The sequence below is a fragment of the Metabacillus sp. cB07 genome, from assembly GCF_016839225.1.
In the GTDB taxonomy this organism is placed as follows: Bacteria; Bacillota; Bacilli; order Bacillales; family Bacillaceae; genus Bacillus_P; species Bacillus_P indicus.
The window spans coordinates 1,796,848-1,814,603 of record NZ_CP069296.1; the positions used below are offsets into that span (position 1 = coordinate 1,796,848).

Consider the following 17,756-nt stretch of genomic DNA (forward strand, 5'->3'; position numbering starts at 1 on the left):
AATACATACTGGAGGTGGCAGAAGTGCCGTTAACACCGCTTGATATCCATAACAAAGAATTTAACAAAGGGTTCCGGGGCTATGACGAGGACGAAGTCAATGAGTTCCTCGACCAGGTCATTAAAGATTATGAGCTTGCCATCCGCGAGAAAAAAGAACTCGAAAACAAAGTGACTGAACTGAACGAACGCATTGGTCATTTTTCAAATATCGAGGAAACACTCAATAAATCCATTCTTGTAGCGCAGGAGGCTGCTGAGGAAGTACGCCGCCACGCACAAAAGGAAGCTAAGCTGATTGTGAAGGAAGCAGAAAAAAACGCTGACCGGATCATTAATGAATCCCTTTCTAAATCAAGAAAAATAGCTGTGGAAATTGAAGAGCTGAAAAAGCAGTCGAAAGTTTTCAGAACACGCTTCCAGATGCTGATTGAAGCACAGCTTGACCTTCTTAAAAATGATGACTGGGATCACCTCCTTGAGTATGAACTTGAATCATTATACGAGGAACGCGAAGAATCAAAGGTGCAGTCTTGACTTTGAAGCACCATTTCACATATAATTTGATGACTACTATTAAATAAATGATTAAAAAACCATGACAGGGACAGTAGCAGTATGAAATCTTTTAAAGCGAGCCGGAGTTGGTGCGAGTCCGGCAAAGAAGCAAACTTGCGAAAATCACCCTCGAGTTTTTTTGCTGAACCTATAGAATCAGTAAGCAAAAACGCGTTATTCACGTTACGAATCTCAAAGAGGATAAGCAGTTTTTTTAGCTTATCTAAAAGGGTGGTACCGCGAGAAACCTTCTCGTCCCTTCTGGGATGAGAAGGTTTTTTGTGTTTTCTCTGCCCCATTACAAACTGTCTGGAGGAATACCGATGGAGTACAAAGATACCCTGCTGATGCCGAAAACCGAATTTCCAATGAGAGGAAACCTTCCTAACCGCGAACCGCAAATTCAGGAAAAATGGGAAGAAATGACGATTTACCAAAAAGTGCAGGAGCGCACAAAAGACCGCCCGATGTTTATTCTTCATGACGGACCGCCGTATGCAAATGGAGATATCCACATGGGGCATGCACTGAACAAAGTGCTGAAGGATTTTATCGTCCGCTATAAATCAATGAGCGGATACAACGCTCCGTATGTTCCGGGCTGGGACACACATGGTCTGCCGATTGAAACGGCTCTTACTAAAAACAAAAAAGTAAACCGCAAAGAATTAAGTGTAGCTGAATTCCGCAAGCTGTGCGCAGAGTATGCATGGGAGCAAATCAACAATCAGCGTGAGCAGTTTAAGCGTCTCGGTGTTCGCGGTGACTGGGAAAATCCTTATGTGACGCTGAATCCGGAGTATGAAGCCCAGCAGATCAAAGTGTTCGGGGAAATGGCGAAGAAAGGGTACATCTATAAAGGATTAAAGCCGGTTTACTGGTCACCTTCAAGTGAGTCTGCTCTTGCAGAAGCCGAAATCGAGTATTATGACAAACGCTCTGCTTCTATTTATGTAGCATTTACTGTTGCACAGGGAAATGATGTGCTGAGCGGCGGAGAAAAAATCATTATCTGGACGACTACTCCGTGGACGATTCCTGCAAACCTTGGCATTGCTGTTCATCCGGACCTTGAGTATACGGTGGCAGATGCAGGCGGGGAATCATTCGTTGTTGCATCAGCATTGCTTGAAACGGTAGCTAAAGAACTCGGATGGGAAGACTATAAGGCTGTCAAAACATTCAAAGGCGCAGAGATCGAAAGAGTGTCTGCAAAGCATCCGCTGTATGACCGCGAATCCCTCGTTGTTCTGGGCGAACATGTTACGACAGATGCCGGTACCGGCTGCGTTCATACTGCACCTGGCCATGGGGAAGATGACTTTATCGTCGGTCAGAAATACGGTCTTGGTGTTCTTTGTCCGGTTGATGAAAAGGGACATATGACAAGCGAAGCTCCAGGGTTTGAAGGCATGTTCTATGATGCGGCAAACAAGCCGATTACAGAAAAGCTTGAAGAAGCAGGCGCACTGCTTAAGCTTTCGTTCATCACACACTCATACCCTCATGACTGGAGAACAAAAAAACCGACCATTTTCCGTGCAACTGCCCAGTGGTTTGCATCCATCAAGGATTTCCGCGAGGATCTTCTTCAGGCGGTAAAAGATACGAAATGGGTACCTGCCTGGGGCGAGACAAGATTGTTCAACATGGTTCGCGACCGCGGGGACTGGTGTATTTCCAGACAGCGTGCATGGGGAGTTCCGATTCCTGTCTTTTATGCAGAAAATGGAGAGCCGATCATTACGGATGAAACAATCGATCATGTATCCGGCCTGTTCCGCGAGCACGGTTCAAACATCTGGTTTGAACGTGAAACAAAAGATCTTCTTCCTGAGGGATTCACGCATCCTGGCAGCCCGAATGGAAACTTCACGAAAGAACAGGACATCATGGATGTCTGGTTCGACTCTGGTTCATCGCATCAGGCAGTATTGCTTGAAAGAGATGATCTGCAGCGTCCGGCAGACCTTTATTTGGAAGGCTCTGACCAATACCGCGGCTGGTTTAACTCTTCCCTGTCCACAGGTGTTGCTGTAACAGGAAAAGCTCCATATAAAGGCGTTCTCAGCCATGGTTTTGCCCTGGACGGAGAAGGACGCAAAATGAGTAAATCTCTTGGGAACGTTGTGCTGCCTTCAAAAGTTATGAACCAGCTTGGGGGAGACATTCTTCGTCTTTGGGTTGCTTCTGTTGACTATCAGGCTGATGTAAGAGTTTCAGACAACATTCTGAAGCAAGTGGCTGAGGTGTACAGAAAAATCCGCAATACTTTCCGTTTCCTTCTTGGAAACCTTGCTGATTTTAATCCGGAAACAGATGCCCTCGCGTTTGACGAGCTTCGCGATGTTGACCGTTACATGATGGTGAAGCTGAACAAGCTGACAGACAAAGTGAAACAATCGTATGATGACTATGAGTTCGCGGCCATCTTCCATGCGGTTCATAATTTCTGCACAATCGAACTGAGTTCCTTCTATCTGGATTTCGCTAAAGATGTTCTCTACATCGAAGCTCCTGATAACAAAGAGCGCCGCGCCATTCAGACCGTTCTTTATGACACGCTGCTTTCACTTGTCAAGCTGGTTGCTCCAATTCTTCCTCACACGGCTGATGAAGTATGGGCACACATTGACTCTGTTTCAGAAGAAAGCGTTCAGCTGACAGATATGCCTGAAAGCAAAGAAATTGCCGGCGCTGACCTGCTTGAGAAGAAATGGGATGCTTTCATGGAGCTTCGCGATGATGTCTTAAAGGCACTTGAAGAAGCCCGCAATGAAAAAGTAATCGGCAAATCGCTGACTGCAAGCATCGAAGTATATGCGAACGGGGAAGCGAAACAATTGCTTGAATCAATTGACGAAAACTTAAAGCAGCTGTTCATTGTATCAGGCTTTAAGCTTGCAGGAAATTACGAGGACGCTCCAGAGGATGCACATACTTGCGAAAAAGTAAAAATCACAGTTAAGCCTGCTGAAGGCGAAACATGTGAAAGATGCTGGGTTGTCACAACCGATGTGGGCGAAAACGAAAATCATAAAACACTCTGCACGCGCTGTGCAGCGATTGTTGACGAACATTATACGACTGCTTAAACACATAGAAAAACCGCTGAAATGATCAGCGGTTTTTTTTGTGTGCACTCCTATTGACTAAACGGCTGATTCCGGTTTTCGCGGTGTCCAGCTTCATCGCCCAACTCCTCTGTCAGAACGGAACCGTCGGCAAAGGCAAAAAGCGCCTTTACCGCCGTTTCCTTATCTGACTCCCGGAGTTAAACGGGCGATTCCGCTTTTCTTGGTGTCCAGCTCCGCCTCCCAGTCCTTCTGTCAGAACAAAATCCCCAAAAAAGTCAAACCCGGACTTTTCCGGTGATTTCTTATCTGACTGCCAGGCCTAAACGGTCGGCTCCGCTTTTCTTATTCCCTCCACAGGAAAATTCTTATCAGCGTGAGGGCCTTCAATCCGGATAGACTATAGGTACAAAGCCAAGCCACAAGGAGATGTCCGCTATGAGTATAGATGCTATCTGGCATGAGCTTCAATTGATGCAGCGAGAGCTTAAGTCAAGGCTTTTTGATCATTGTCTGTTTGATATGGAGACAGAACAGCCTCATTTATTCTATCCATACAAAGAAAAAACAATTATGGGACATGTGAAAGAAGAGCTGAACGACGTTGAGAGAGCGCTCCTTAAAATAAAAAACGGAACGTACGGCATTTGTGAAGAAACCGGACTTGCAATTGAACTTGAAAAATTAGCGATTATCCCCACTGCAAGAAGCATACATGATTTTGCTTTTCAGGAACTGTATGAACGAAAATCCCTGCCTCATACTTATTATCATCCATCCCTTTATTTAGAAGCAGAAGAATATCAATAATACCTTCAGACAAGCTTTGCTCTTCTATTTTGCCTGTGATACAATTCATAAGTATATTATAGGAAAGTTGGGGAAAGCTTGTGCTTTACTATCTCATCGCACTTGTGATTATTGCACTGGATCAGCTGACGAAATGGCTGATTGTAAAAGAACTTGAAATCGGGGAAAGCATACCGGTTATTGAAAATGTCCTGTACATTACCTCACATCGGAATCAGGGAGCTGCCTGGGGAATTCTTCAGGGCCAGATGTGGTTTTTTTACGTGATTACGGTTATCGTTGTAGCCGGCCTGGTTGTTTATATCCAAAAATATACAAACGGCAGCCGTCTGATGGGGATTGCCCTTGGCTTAATGCTTGGCGGTGCAATCGGCAACTTTATTGACAGAGTGATTCATCAGGAAGTGGTTGATTTTGTCCAAACCTATATTGGTACATACCCGTTTCCAATTTTCAATGTAGCGGATTCTGCTCTTTGTGTGGGAGTAGCGCTGCTCTTTATTGTCATGCTTTTAGATGGGAAACAAGAGAAGGAGAAAGTGAATGAACAGCATAGAAATTAAGATTGATGACAGCAATAAATATGAACGCCTTGATAAGCTGCTTGCTGCAGAAAATGCAGACTGGTCAAGAAGCCAGGTCCAGATCTGGATTAAAGAAGGACATGTGAAAGTGAATGACGGGGAGTCAAGAAGCAATTATAAAGTTCAGCCCGGTGATACGGTCACTCTTCTCATTCCAGATCCTGAACCGCTTGATGTTCTGCCGGAAGAAATGAATCTTGATGTTTATTATGAGGATGCAGACGTTCTTGTTGTCAATAAACCTAAAGGGATGGTTGTCCATCCTGCACCTGGACATTTATCAGGAACACTTGTAAATGGACTGATGGCCCACTGCAAAGACCTTTCAGGTATAAACGGTGTTATGAGACCCGGCATTGTCCACCGGATCGATAAAGACACATCAGGACTTCTGATGGTTGCCAAAAACGACATGGCGCATGAGTCGCTGGTTAACCAGCTTGTAGAAAAATCGGTTACAAGACGGTATCAGGCAATTGTTCATGGGATTATTCAGCATGACAAGGGAACAGTTGATGCTCCGATCGGCCGCGATAAACAGGACCGCCAGAGCATGACGGTTACAAATGAGCACAGCAAGGACGCTGTCACTCATTTTCATGTTCTTGACCGCTTTGCGGGCTTCACGCTGATTGAGTGCCAGCTTGAGACAGGCAGAACGCATCAGATCAGAGTTCATATGAAATACATTGGTTTCCCTATTGTGGGCGATCCGAAATACGGCCCGAAAAAAACGCCGAATATCGGAGGCCAGGCGCTTCATGCAGGCGTTCTCGGCTTTAAGCATCCCCGCACGGGCGAGTACCTTGAATTTAATGCTCCTCTTCCTGCTGAATTTCAGCAGGTAATCGAAGATCTGAAAAAAAGTCATTGACACAAGCCATATGATTTGTCATAATAGCTGTAGTTGAAAAATGAACCTTTAAGACAGTCCCGTGAGGCTGAGAAGGAAACGGATCTTATGCGCATAGTCTGCGTATATTTAAGCACGCATCCAATCCCTCTTGCCAAACGGCAGGAGGGATTTTCTTGTTTTCAGGTTCAAAAGGAGAGGTGAACAGCATGCCCCAAAAAGCAGTTGTGCTTGACCAGCAGTCAATCAGAAGAGCATTGACAAGAATTGCCCACGAAATTATCGAACGAAACAAAGGCATTGATTCTGTCATTCTTGTCGGGATCAAGACAAGAGGCATCCATCTTGCCAAAAGGCTTGCAGAACGGATCGAACAGATTGAAGGCAAGCCTGTAGAGGTAGGAGAGCTTGACATTACACTCTACAGAGATGACCTTTCCAAAAAAACAGTGAATGAGGAGCCGCTCGTGAAAGGCTCGGATATTCCTGCAGATATCACAAACAAAACAGTCATCCTGATTGATGACGTTCTATATACAGGAAGAACAGTCCGCGCAGGGCTTGATGCGCTGATTGACATCGGAAGACCTTCACAGATCCAGCTCGCGGTCCTGGTAGACAGGGGACACAGAGAACTTCCGATCCGGGCGGACTATGTCGGCAAAAACATCCCGACCTCAAGCTCTGAAAAAATTGTTGTCGAACTGATGGAAGTGGATAAAAACGATCAGGTCGCCATACACGAAAAAGAATAGCCAACCCTTTTAATGAAGTCCAGAGAGGCTGCAAAAGGAACGTAAAATCACACCTGTGATTCTTTTTGACAGGATGATTATGCCTCTTTGCAGCCTCATGCAAAGAGGTTTTTTTATAAAAAGAAAGCGGGGAAAAGACATGAAACCAAGAAAAGAAGCTCTACAGCTTGATATAAAAGAAACACCAAAGCCGCTCACATGGATCACCCTGAGCTTTCAGCATCTGTTTGCCATGTTTGGAGCGACCATCCTCGTACCCTTCCTGGTAGGACTTGATCCTGCTGTCGCCCTGATTTCAAGCGGGCTTGGGACGCTTGCGTTTCTGCTGATCACAAAAGGCCAGGTGCCGGCCTATCTGGGTTCCTCATTCGCCTTCATCGCACCAATTATCGCAGCTAAGGCAGCTGAAGGACCCGAAGGCGCAATGGTCGGAAGCTTCCTGGCAGGAGTCGTTTACGGACTTGTAGCCCTGCTGATTAAAATCGTCGGATACAAGTGGATCATGAAGCTTCTGCCTCCGGTGGTCGTCGGTCCTGTCATCATCGTCATCGGACTGAGCCTTGCAGGAACTGCGGTGGATATGGCCATGAACAGCCCTGAAGGAGAATATAACCTGACCTACTTCTCGGTAGCTCTTGTGACGCTTGCGATAACGATTGTATGTTCGGTTGCATTTAAAGGCTTTGTCAGCCTGATTCCTGTTCTGATCGGAATCGCCGGCGGCTACCTGTACGCCCTCGCAATCGGATTGGTTGATTTCAGTAAAGTTGTTGGGGCAGAACTGTTTCAAAAACCGGACTTTATCATACCTTTTGTCACATATACTCCAGGGTTTTCCTATGAAATCGTTCTTCTAATGGTCCCTGTCGCAGTTGTGACCCTCTCAGAGCATATCGGACATCAGCTTGTTCTTGGTAAAGTGGTTGAGAGGGATTACTTGAAAGAACCTGGTCTGCACCGTTCCATCCTCGGAGATGGAGTAGCAACGATGATCGCATCACTTATCGGCGGACCGCCGAATACAACGTACGGTGAAAACATCGGCGTACTTGCCATTACAAGGGTCTACAGCGTCTACATCATCGCAGGTGCTGCGGTTATGGCCGTCGTGTTCGGCTTCATCGGAAAAATTTCAGCATTCATCAGCTCTATACCGACACCGGTTATGGGAGGCGTATCCATCCTGCTGTTTGGGATTATCGCCTCATCAGGATTAAGAATGCTGACTGATAACAAGATTGATTTCGGAAATAAACGAAACCTTGTGATTTCCTCAGTCATCCTGGTCATCGGGATTGGCGGAGCCATGATAAAAGTAAGCGAGCAGTTTGAACTTCACGGCATGGCACTTGCGGCAATCATCGGCATTGCCCTGAACCTGGTCCTACCGGGGCGCAAAGCTGCTGAACGTGAACAAACAGCTGCAAATGAACATACAGCTGCATAAGAACACCTTTTAACGAAAAGTCCAGAGAGGCTTACAAGGGTGGACGGGCACGGACAAAGCAACCTTTTGGTTTTGTCCTGCCTTCTCACACCCTGAAACCGGATTTCAGGGTGTTTTTTTGCAGAAAAACGACGGGAGAGATGATGATGAAGCATTTGCTTAGAATGAATGATCTGCCTGCAGATGAGATTTTAAACATATTAAAGGACGCAGAAAAATTCCGTTCAGGAAAGGCTGAAGTTCAAAAAACGGCATTGTTTGCTGCGAACCTGTTTTTTGAACCGAGCACAAGAACACGGTTCAGTTTTGAAGTAGCTGAGAAAAGGCTTGGCCTGAACGTTCTTAACTTTGATGCCTCACATTCAAGCGTGCAAAAAGGAGAAACCCTTTATGATACAGTGCGCACGCTTGAGGCAATAGGAGCAAACGCAGTCGTCATCAGACATCCTGAAGATGAGTACTTCGAAGAACTGAAAGAGAAAGTCGGAATTCCGATTTTAAATGCAGGAGACGGCTGCGGCCATCATCCTACACAATCGCTTCTTGATCTGCTGACCATCCGCCAGGAGTTTGGAAAGTTCGAAGGTCTGACCGTCTCCATTCATGGAGACATCAAGCACAGCCGCGTTGCAAGGTCTAATGCGGAGGTTCTGCGGAGGCTCGGGGCAAATGTCCTGCTCTGTGCGCCTGATGAGTGGAAGGATGAAACATACGGCACATATGCAGAGACAGATGAAGCCGTTCAAGCTTCCGATGTCGTCATGCTCCTGCGAATTCAGCATGAAAGACATGAAAATCAAACAACCGGCGGGGCGGATTACCACAGACAATACGGACTTACATTAGAAAGAGAAAAAGCGATGAAGCCGAAAGCCATTATCATGCATCCAGCCCCGGTGAACAGAGGCGTTGAAATTGCTGATGAACTGGTTGAATGCAGAAGATCGAGAATTTTTAAGCAAATGGAAAACGGTGTATATGTCAGAATGGCCGTTTTAAAACGCGCGCTTGAGGGCGCAGCATCACTTAACAAGGGGGAAGCAGCATATGCAATCTATCATTAAAAACGGCTTCATACTAACGGACAGCGGAGAGAAAGTGAAAGCCGACATCTTGATTTCAGACGGAATTATCTCAGAGATCAGCGAAAACATCGAAGCGGTTGCAGCTGAGGTCATCGATGCAGATGGCAAACTGGTTTCCCCGGGGTTTGTCGATTTACATATTCACCTGAGGGAACCCGGCGGTGAACATAAAGAAACGATTGAAACGGGCACGATGGCTGCTGCTGCAGGAGGATTTACAGCTGTTGCCGCCATGCCGAATACAAAGCCTGTTCCGGACCATTCGGAGCAAATGAACTGGCTTACGAACCGGATTAAAGAAAAAGCTTCTGTACGCGTTCTTCCTTATGCATCCATTACGGTAAGACAGGCGGGCAAAGAGCTGACGGATTTTGAAAAGCTGAAAGAAGCAGGCGCGTTTGCCTTTACAGATGACGGTGTGGGCGTTCAATCTGCCGGCATGATGTATGAGGCAATGAAAAAAGCGTCAGAAACGGGTGCAAGCATTGTAGCCCACTGTGAAGACAACTCACTGATTTATAAAGGAGCTCTGCATGACGGTGAATTTGCTAAAAGGCACGGGATCAATGGAATTCCTTCTATCTGTGAATCTGTGCAGATCGCAAGAGACGTACTGCTGGCTGAAGCCGCAGGCTGCCACTACCATGTGTGCCACATCAGCACGAAAGAGTCAGTCAGAGTGGTGCGCGATGCGAAAAAAGCAGGCATAAACGTAACAGCGGAAGTAACGCCGCATCACCTTCTGCTGTGCGACACAGATATTCCCGGACTGGATACAAATTACAAAATGAATCCGCCGCTCCGCGGGAAAGAAGACCGGGAAGCGCTGATTGAAGGGCTGCTTGACGGAACAATTGATTTTATCGCGACTGACCATGCTCCGCATACAGCGGAAGAAAAGGCTGAACCGCTGAGCCTTGCTCCTTTCGGCATAGTGGGACTTGAAACGGCATTTCCGCTTTTATACACCCGGTTTGTTGAGTCAGGAGAGTGGACGCTGAAACAGCTGATTGATTTTCTAACAGCTAAGCCGGCGGAAACGTTTGGCCTGCCATTTGGCAGAATTGAAGAAGGCCGCGCAGCGGATTTGACGATCCTTGATCTAAAAGAAGAAAAAACCATCAATCCGGAAACGTTCCTTTCAAAAGGAAAAAACACACCGTTTGCAGGCTATTCATGCAAAGGCTGGCCGGAAGCAACCATCGTTGAAGGCGAAATCGTATGGAAAAGGGAGAGAGTAAACGTATGATCAGACATCTGATTCTCGAAGACGGCACCATTTTTACAGGACAGGGATTTGGAAGCGAAGCGGACACAATGGGAGAGGTCGTGTTCCATACTGGAATGACAGGCTATCAGGAGATTCTCTCAGACCCGTCATACTGCGGGCAGATTGTGACGCTTACCTATCCGATGATTGGAAACTACGGCATTAACCGCGACGATTTTGAAACGATTTCTCCATTCATCAACGGGTTTATCGTAAAAGAATTATGTGAAGTGCCATCAAATTTCAGAAGCGAGTTTTCTCTTGATGAGTACTTCAAAATCAAGGGAATTCCCGGACTTGCAGGCATAGATACACGCAAGCTGACAAGAATTATCCGCACATATGGAACGCTGAAAGGCGCTTTTTGCTCAGAGCATGCAGATGTAGATGAGGTGCTTGCATCATTGAGATCTGCGGAGCTTCCAAGAAATCAGGTGGAAACTGTTTCGACGAAATCACCTTATCCAAGCCCGGGACGCGGATGCAGAGTGGTCCTTGTCGATTTCGGGATGAAACACGGCATCCTCCGCGAGCTGAACAAACGCAGCTGTGATGTGGTCGTTGTGCCCCATACGGCAACTGCTGAAGAGATCCTTCAGTTAAATCCAGACGGCATCATGCTGTCAAACGGGCCTGGGGACCCGAAAGATGTCCCTCATGCACTTGAGATGATCAATGGAGTGCTAGGGAAAATTCCTCTGTTCGGCATCTGCCTTGGCCATCAGCTTTTTGCCCTTGCAGGGGGAGCCGATACGGAAAAAATGAAATTCGGACACCGCGGGTCAAACCATCCGGTAAAAGACCTGTCAACAGGAAAGGTAGCTCTTACCTCCCAAAATCACGGATACACCGTTACCCTTGATTCAGTAAAAGCAACAGACCTTGAGGTTACACATCTTGCTTTAAACGACGGATCTGTAGAAGGACTGAAGCATAAAACGCTTCCTGCCTTCACCGTGCAGTACCATCCGGAAGCTTCACCGGGACCAGAAGATGCAAACGGACTATTTGATCAATTTATCGACATGATTGAAACATTCAAGAAAGAAGGGATCAACGTATGCCAAAACGCGTAGACATCAAAAAAATTCTAGTAATCGGATCAGGGCCTATTATCATCGGCCAGGCAGCAGAGTTTGACTATGCAGGAACACAGGCCTGCATCGCCCTTAAAGAAGAAGGATATGAAGTCATCCTTGTAAACTCGAACCCTGCAACGATCATGACAGATACAGAAATGGCAGACAAAGTGTACATTGAACCCCTGACACTTGAGTTTTTGACGAAAATCATCCGCAAAGAACGCCCGGATGCACTTCTCCCGACTCTTGGAGGCCAAACCGGCCTTAACATGGCGGTTCAGCTTGCGGAAGCAGGGGTTCTTGAAGAATGCAACGTTGAGATTCTTGGAACAAAATTAAGCGCTATTCAAAAAGCGGAGGACCGCGACCTTTTCCGACAGCTGATGAATGAGCTCCACGAGCCTGTCCCGGAGAGCGATATTGTGCACACCCTTGAAGAAGCATACGCTTTTATAGAAAAAGTCGGCTATCCTGTCATCGTAAGACCTGCCTATACACTTGGAGGCACAGGCGGAGGCATTTGCTCAAATGAAGAAGAGCTGATCGAGATCGTGACAAGCGGACTGAAATACAGCCCTGTCACACAATGTCTGCTTGAAAAAAGCATTGCAGGATTTAAAGAAATTGAATATGAAGTGATGCGTGATAAAAATGACAGCGCGATTGTTGTCTGCAATATGGAAAACATTGATCCTGTCGGCATTCATACAGGCGACTCCATCGTCGTTGCACCAAGCCAGACGCTCAGTGACAGAGAGTACCAGATGCTCAGGAACGTTTCTCTTAAAATTATCCGTGCACTCGGCATAGAAGGCGGATGCAATGTCCAGCTTGCTCTTGATCCGCACAGCTTCCAGTACTACATCATTGAAGTGAATCCGCGTGTAAGCCGCTCATCAGCTCTTGCATCTAAAGCAACAGGCTATCCGATCGCGAAGCTTGCCGCAAAGATTGCGGTCGGACTTACTCTTGATGAAATGATGAACCCGGTAACAGGCAAGACGTATGCGTGCTTTGAACCGGCACTCGACTACATCGTCACAAAAATCCCGAGATGGCCGTTTGATAAATTTGAGTCAGCCAACCGCAGACTCGGAACGCAGATGAAGGCTACCGGCGAGGTGATGGCGATCGGCAGAACGCTTGAAGAATCCCTTCTAAAAGCCGTCCGTTCACTTGAAGCGGATCAATACCATATCGATCTGAAACACGCAGCCGATTTCAGCGATGAAAAGATTGAAAAGCGAATCCGCAGAGCAGGAGACGAGAGGCTGTTCTATCTTTCTGAAGCAATCAGAAGAGGCGTATCAATTGAAACGATTCATGAGTGGAGCGGAATTGACCTTTTCTTCCTTGTGAAAATTGAAAATATCATCAAGTTTGAGCGTGTTATTGAAGAAGCGAAGTTTGATGCAATTGTCCTTGAAAAAGCGAAAAAGATGGGCTTTTCTGATATCGCTGTTGCTGAACTTTGGAAAACAACAGAGCGGGAGGTATACAAATTCAGAAAACAGCTGAACTTGTTCCCGGTCTATAAAACAGTTGATACATGCGCAGCAGAATTCGAATCTGAAACACCTTACTTCTACGGCACGTATGAGGATGAGAATGAATCAGCTGTTACAGATAAAGAAAGTGTGATTGTCCTTGGTTCAGGACCAATCCGAATCGGCCAGGGGGTAGAATTCGATTATGCAACCGTACACTCCGTATGGGCCATTAAAGAAGCCGGATATGAAGCGATTATCATCAACAACAATCCTGAAACCGTCTCAACCGATTTCAGCATCTCTGATAAGCTTTACTTTGAGCCGCTGACGGCGGAAGATGTGATGCACATCATCGAACTTGAAAAGCCTAAAGGGGTAGTCGTTCAGTTCGGGGGACAGACAGCGATAAACCTTGCGGATGAACTTGAAGCAAGAGGCGTCAAGATTCTCGGAACATCTCTTGAGGATTTGGACCGTGCGGAAAACAGAGATAAATTTGAGCACACATTAAACACTCTCGGCATTCCCCAGCCTCTTGGAAAAACGGCGACATCTGTAGAAGAGGCGGTTGCCATTGCTTCATCCATCCGCTATCCGGTTCTTGTCAGACCGTCATATGTTCTCGGCGGACGTGCGATGGAGATCGTGCATGAGGAAAATGATCTGCTGCATTACATGAAAAATGCTGTAAAAGTAAATCCGCAGCACCCGGTACTGATCGATAAATATTTAACTGGAAAAGAAATAGAAGTTGATGCGATCTCAGACGGCAAAAACGTCTTTATTCCTGGAATTATGGAGCATATCGAGCGTGCAGGGGTCCACTCCGGAGATTCTATCGCTGTATATCCTCCGCAAACACTGACGGAAGATATCAAAAAGACGATTACTGAACGGACAATCGCACTTGCAAGGGGATTAAACATTAAAGGGCTTCTGAACATTCAGTTTGTCATCTATAAAGATGAAGTATTTGTCATCGAAGTGAATCCAAGATCAAGCCGCACGGTTCCTTTCTTAAGCAAAATAACAGGCGTGCCGATGGCAAATCTTGCAACGAAGGTGATACTCGGCAAATCATTGCCGGAGCTTGGGTATGAAACGGGCATTCAGCCTGAAAGCGAGGGCGTCTATGTCAAAGTGCCGGTCTTCTCTTTTGAAAAGCTGCGCAGAGTGGATATTACGCTCGGCCCTGAAATGAAATCGACAGGCGAAGTGATGGGAAAAGATACAACTCTTGAAAAAGCTCTTTATAAAGGCCTAATCGCATCAGGAATGAAAGTGCAGAACTACGGACAGGTCCTTCTGACAATCGCGGACAAAGATAAAGAAGAAGGTCTGGAGGTAGCCCGCCGCTTCAGTGCAATCGGCTATCAGATCATGGCAACAAGCGGAACAGCCGGCTACCTGCATGAGAACGGGGTAGAAGCGAGAATCGTCGGCAAAATCGGCAGTGAGTCTCCTACTATGCTGGATATTATCCGCACGGGCGAAGCTCAGTTCGTCATCAATACACTGACAAAAGGGAAACAGCCGCAGCGCGATGGCTTCAGAATCAGACGCGAGTCGGTTGAAAACGGCATCCCGTGTCTCACATCCCTTGACACAGCAAAAGCGATTTTAAGAGTTTTAGAGTCAATGACCTTCTCAACAGAACAAATGCCAAAACGAGTTATCAGCAAAGAGGTGACGTACGCTTGATCCGAAAAGAATGGATGATCATTGCCGGACAGAGAGAAATTGCTGAGGGAATTTATGAACTTACATTAAAAGGGAGTCTGGTCGATGAGATGAACCAGCCCGGCCAGTTCGTTCATATCAAAGTTTCAAGTGCAGCATCTCCTCTTTTAAGAAGACCGATCAGCATTGCAAAAATAGAGAAAGAAAAGCGGGAATTCACGATGATCTACCGGGCAGAGGGAGCGGGCACGAAGCTCCTTTCTGCAAGGAAAGAAGGAGAACTGGTCGATGTGCTCGGCCCGCTTGGAAACGGATTTGATCCGGAAAGCCTGGATCAGGGAGATACAGCGCTTCTTGTCGGAGGCGGCATCGGAGTCCCTCCTTTATACGAGCTTTCAAGGCGTCTGCTTGCAAAGGGTGTTAACGTCCGCCACGTACTCGGTTTCCAGTCTGCGAATCAGGTTTTCTATGAAAGTGAGTTTAAGAAACTCGGAGAAACCTATATTGCGACGGCAGATGGTTCATACGGGACGAAAGGGTTCGTCACAGACTGCATCAAAGAGCGCAGCATCGATTTTGACGCTCTTTTCGCATGCGGTCCGACCCCCATGCTTGCAAACCTCCAAAATCTTTTTCCTGACAAGCCTGTTTTTCTCTCTCTTGAAGAAAGAATGGGCTGCGGAATCGGTGCATGCTTTGCATGTGTGTGCCATACAGCAGATGACCCGAATGGCACATCTTATAAAAAAGTGTGCACCGACGGGCCGGTATTTAAAGCAGGAGAGGTTGTGCTGTCATGCTGAATGTTGAACTTCCGGGACTTTCACTCAAAAATCCGATTATGCCGGCATCAGGCTGCTTTGGATTCGGTAAAGAATTCGCCGGCCTTTATGACCTGAACAAACTTGGAGCCATCATGATCAAAGCAGCAACAGCCGAACCGCGGTTTGGAAATCCTACGCCGAGGGTGGCTGAAACAGAAGCGGGCATGCTCAATGCAATTGGCCTGCAAAACCCGGGACAAAATGGAATCCTTGAAAATGAGCTTCCCTGGCTTGAGTCATTCGATGTGCCGGTTCTTGCAAATGTGGCGGGCTCAGCAGAGGAAGATTATGTCGAAGTTGCAAGAGAAATCAGCAAGGCGAAAAATGTCCACGCGCTTGAACTGAACATTTCCTGTCCGAATGTTAAAACCGGAGGAATTGCATTCGGTACAAACCCTGAGATGGCAGCTTCCCTTACGCGCGCAGTAAAAGCTGTGTCAGAGGTGCCTGTTTATGTCAAGCTGTCACCGAACGTCAGCAATATCACTGAAATTGCCAAAGCCATCGAAGCGGCTGGAGCAGATGGATTAACGATGATCAACACGCTAATCGGAATGAGGCTGGATTTGAAAACAGGAAAGCCGGTTCTTGCAAACCGCACAGGCGGCTTATCCGGCCCAGCGATCAAACCGGTAGCCATCCGCATGATTCATGAAGTCAGCCAGGCTGTATCTATTCCGATTATCGGCATGGGCGGTGTTCAGACAGCAGAGGACGTTCTTGAATTCATGTACGCTGGAGCAAGCGCCGTAGCCGTAGGAACAGCCAACTTTGTGAATCCGTTTGTCTGCCCTGAAATCATTGAAGAACTGCCTCATGTACTTAAAAAGTACGGGTTTGACCACATTACAGAATGCATCGGAAGGAGCTATAAGCATGAACGAGAGACCGCTGATTATCGCGCTTGATTTTAAGGATGCTTCGGAAACAGGAGAATTCCTAAAAAAGATGTCCGGACAGAAGCTGTATGTAAAAGTAGGCATGGAGCTCTTTTACCGGGAAGGTCCTGCAATCATAGATCAGCTGAAATCAGACGGACATGAGATTTTCCTTGATCTTAAGCTCCATGATATTCCGGAAACAGTGAAAAAAGCGATGAGGGGTCTTGCCGGACTCGGAGTCAATCTTGTCAATGTGCATGCTGCCGGCGGCAGTGCCATGATGGAATCTGCAATGGAAGGTCTTGAGGCCGGAACACCTGCAGGGTCCAAGCGTCCCGCCTGCATTGCTGTCACTCAGCTGACAAGCACATCGCAAGAGATGCTGAAGAACGAATTGCTGATCAGCAAAAGCCTTGATGATACGGTGCTAAGCTACGCTAAGCTTGCGGCGAAAAGCGGCCTTGACGGTATTGTCTGCTCTTCTCTGGAGGTGCCCCGCATCTACAGCGAGCTTCCAGCCTCGTTTATGACCGTAACACCCGGCATACGCATGAGCGGAGATGCAGTAAATGACCAGGTCAGGGTGGCAACTCCTGAAAAAGCGAGAGAGCTTGGGTCAACCGGAATTGTGGTCGGACGGAGCATCACCAAAGCACCGGATCCGCTTGCCGCCTATACTGAAATGAAAAACGCCTGGGAGGGACTGCCTGTATGAACCATCAAATTGCCGAACAACTGCTGACAATCGAAGCTGTATTCCTTAGCCCGAATGATCCGTTTACCTGGTCAAGCGGGCTCAAATCACCGATCTACTGTGATAACCGCCTCACGCTTTCTTATCCGGAAGTAAGAAAAAACATTGCAGAAGGTCTGTCCGCTCTGATCAGAGAGCATTATCCCCAAGCTGAAATGATAGCAGGCACGGCTACTGCAGGAATTCCTCATGCTGCATGGGTAAGTGATCTTCTGAATCTGCCGATGTCCTATGTGAGAAGCAAGCCAAAGGGTCACGGAAAGGGCAATCAGATTGAAGGAAAGATCCGGGAAGGACAGAAAGTGGTAGTAGTGGAGGATTTGATTTCAACCGGAGGAAGCGTCATCACGGCCGTTAAAGCTCTGAGAGAAGCCGGATGCGAAGTGATCGGCGCTGTATCCATTTTCACATATGAACTGCAAAAAGGGACAGAGATGCTTGAGGAAGAAGGCATTCATTCCGTATCACTGACGGACTATTCATCTCTGATTGAAACAGCTCTGAAAAAAGGCTCCATTCAAAAAGAAGACTTAGCCAAGCTGAAGAAATGGCGTGAAAATCCCTCTTCAGAAGAATGGCTGAACGTATAAAGAGAAAAGGCATCAGGAAG

General features: G+C 46.9%; 15 protein-coding genes and 1 other annotated feature. All 15 genes read left to right on the forward strand.

Annotation, left to right across the window (positions count from 1 at the left end):
• Positions 1–23 precede the first annotated feature (23 nt).
• The 15 genes from JOJ89_RS09015 to pyrE all read left to right on the forward strand — a co-directional run bounded on the left by JOJ89_RS09015 (position 24) and on the right by pyrE (position 17,736).
• Entirely contained in the window at positions 24–536 is a 513-nt protein-coding gene (locus JOJ89_RS09015; RefSeq protein WP_029284984.1) for a DivIVA domain-containing protein, read from the forward strand.
• Between the two features lie 52 nt (positions 537–588).
• Positions 589–820 (forward strand) — a binding site (T-box leader).
• Between the two features lie 60 nt (positions 821–880).
• Positions 881–3,652 (forward strand): isoleucine--tRNA ligase, encoded by a 2,772-nt coding sequence (gene ileS / locus JOJ89_RS09020; RefSeq protein WP_203290128.1) that lies wholly within the window; start codon positions 881–883, stop codon positions 3,650–3,652.
• Positions 3,653–4,069: 417 nt separating this feature from the next.
• Positions 4,070–4,441, forward strand: a complete 372-nt coding sequence (locus tag JOJ89_RS09025) for a TraR/DksA family transcriptional regulator (protein ID WP_029281480.1) — start codon at positions 4,070–4,072, stop codon at positions 4,439–4,441.
• 80 nt (positions 4,442–4,521) lie between these two features.
• Positions 4,522–5,004 (forward strand): signal peptidase II, encoded by a 483-nt coding sequence (lspA, locus tag JOJ89_RS09030; protein ID WP_203290129.1) that lies wholly within the window; start codon positions 4,522–4,524, stop codon positions 5,002–5,004.
• A complete protein-coding gene (locus JOJ89_RS09035; protein ID WP_203290130.1) occupies positions 4,985–5,899 on the forward strand; it encodes an RluA family pseudouridine synthase in 915 nt (304 codons plus the stop codon). Before lspA ends, JOJ89_RS09035 begins: the two co-directional genes overlap by 20 nt.
• 188 nt (positions 5,900–6,087) lie before the next feature.
• On the forward strand, positions 6,088–6,633 hold the full coding sequence (pyrR, locus tag JOJ89_RS09040; RefSeq protein WP_029281474.1) for a bifunctional pyr operon transcriptional regulator/uracil phosphoribosyltransferase PyrR: 546 nt from the start codon (positions 6,088–6,090) through the stop codon (positions 6,631–6,633).
• A 139-nt stretch (positions 6,634–6,772) separates the two neighbouring features.
• Positions 6,773–8,080 (forward strand): solute carrier family 23 protein, encoded by a 1,308-nt coding sequence (locus JOJ89_RS09045; protein WP_242524681.1) that lies wholly within the window; start codon positions 6,773–6,775, stop codon positions 8,078–8,080.
• A 146-nt stretch (positions 8,081–8,226) separates the two neighbouring features.
• Positions 8,227–9,144 carry an aspartate carbamoyltransferase catalytic subunit gene (locus JOJ89_RS09050; protein ID WP_203290298.1) on the forward strand — a complete coding sequence of 306 codons (918 nt, stop codon included), beginning with the start codon at positions 8,227–8,229 and terminating at the stop codon, positions 9,142–9,144.
• A complete protein-coding gene (locus JOJ89_RS09055) occupies positions 9,128–10,414 on the forward strand; it encodes a dihydroorotase (protein ID WP_203290131.1) in 1,287 nt (428 codons plus the stop codon). The genes JOJ89_RS09050 and JOJ89_RS09055 overlap by 17 nt, the downstream gene beginning before the upstream one ends.
• Positions 10,411–11,511: a carbamoyl phosphate synthase small subunit gene (locus JOJ89_RS09060; RefSeq protein ID WP_203290132.1), complete on the forward strand. Its 1,101-nt coding sequence runs from the start codon at positions 10,411–10,413 to the stop codon at positions 11,509–11,511. Before JOJ89_RS09055 ends, JOJ89_RS09060 begins: the two co-directional genes overlap by 4 nt.
• Positions 11,496–14,708 carry a carbamoyl-phosphate synthase large subunit gene (gene carB, locus JOJ89_RS09065; protein WP_203290133.1) on the forward strand — a complete coding sequence of 1,071 codons (3,213 nt, stop codon included), beginning with the start codon at positions 11,496–11,498 and terminating at the stop codon, positions 14,706–14,708. The genes JOJ89_RS09060 and carB overlap by 16 nt, the downstream gene beginning before the upstream one ends.
• The gene (locus tag JOJ89_RS09070) at positions 14,705–15,490 is read left to right on the forward strand and encodes a dihydroorotate dehydrogenase electron transfer subunit (RefSeq protein ID WP_203290134.1); all 786 of its coding nucleotides are present in this window, start codon (positions 14,705–14,707) and stop codon (positions 15,488–15,490) included. Before carB ends, JOJ89_RS09070 begins: the two co-directional genes overlap by 4 nt.
• A complete protein-coding gene (locus JOJ89_RS09075; protein ID WP_203290135.1) occupies positions 15,484–16,419 on the forward strand; it encodes a dihydroorotate dehydrogenase in 936 nt (311 codons plus the stop codon). The genes JOJ89_RS09070 and JOJ89_RS09075 overlap by 7 nt, the downstream gene beginning before the upstream one ends.
• Entirely contained in the window at positions 16,388–17,107 is a 720-nt protein-coding gene (gene pyrF / locus JOJ89_RS09080; protein WP_203290136.1) for an orotidine-5'-phosphate decarboxylase, read from the forward strand. The genes JOJ89_RS09075 and pyrF overlap by 32 nt, the downstream gene beginning before the upstream one ends.
• Positions 17,104–17,736 (forward strand): orotate phosphoribosyltransferase, encoded by a 633-nt coding sequence (pyrE, locus tag JOJ89_RS09085; RefSeq protein WP_029281461.1) that lies wholly within the window; start codon positions 17,104–17,106, stop codon positions 17,734–17,736. Before pyrF ends, pyrE begins: the two co-directional genes overlap by 4 nt.
• The last annotated feature ends 20 nt before the right edge of the window (positions 17,737–17,756 follow it).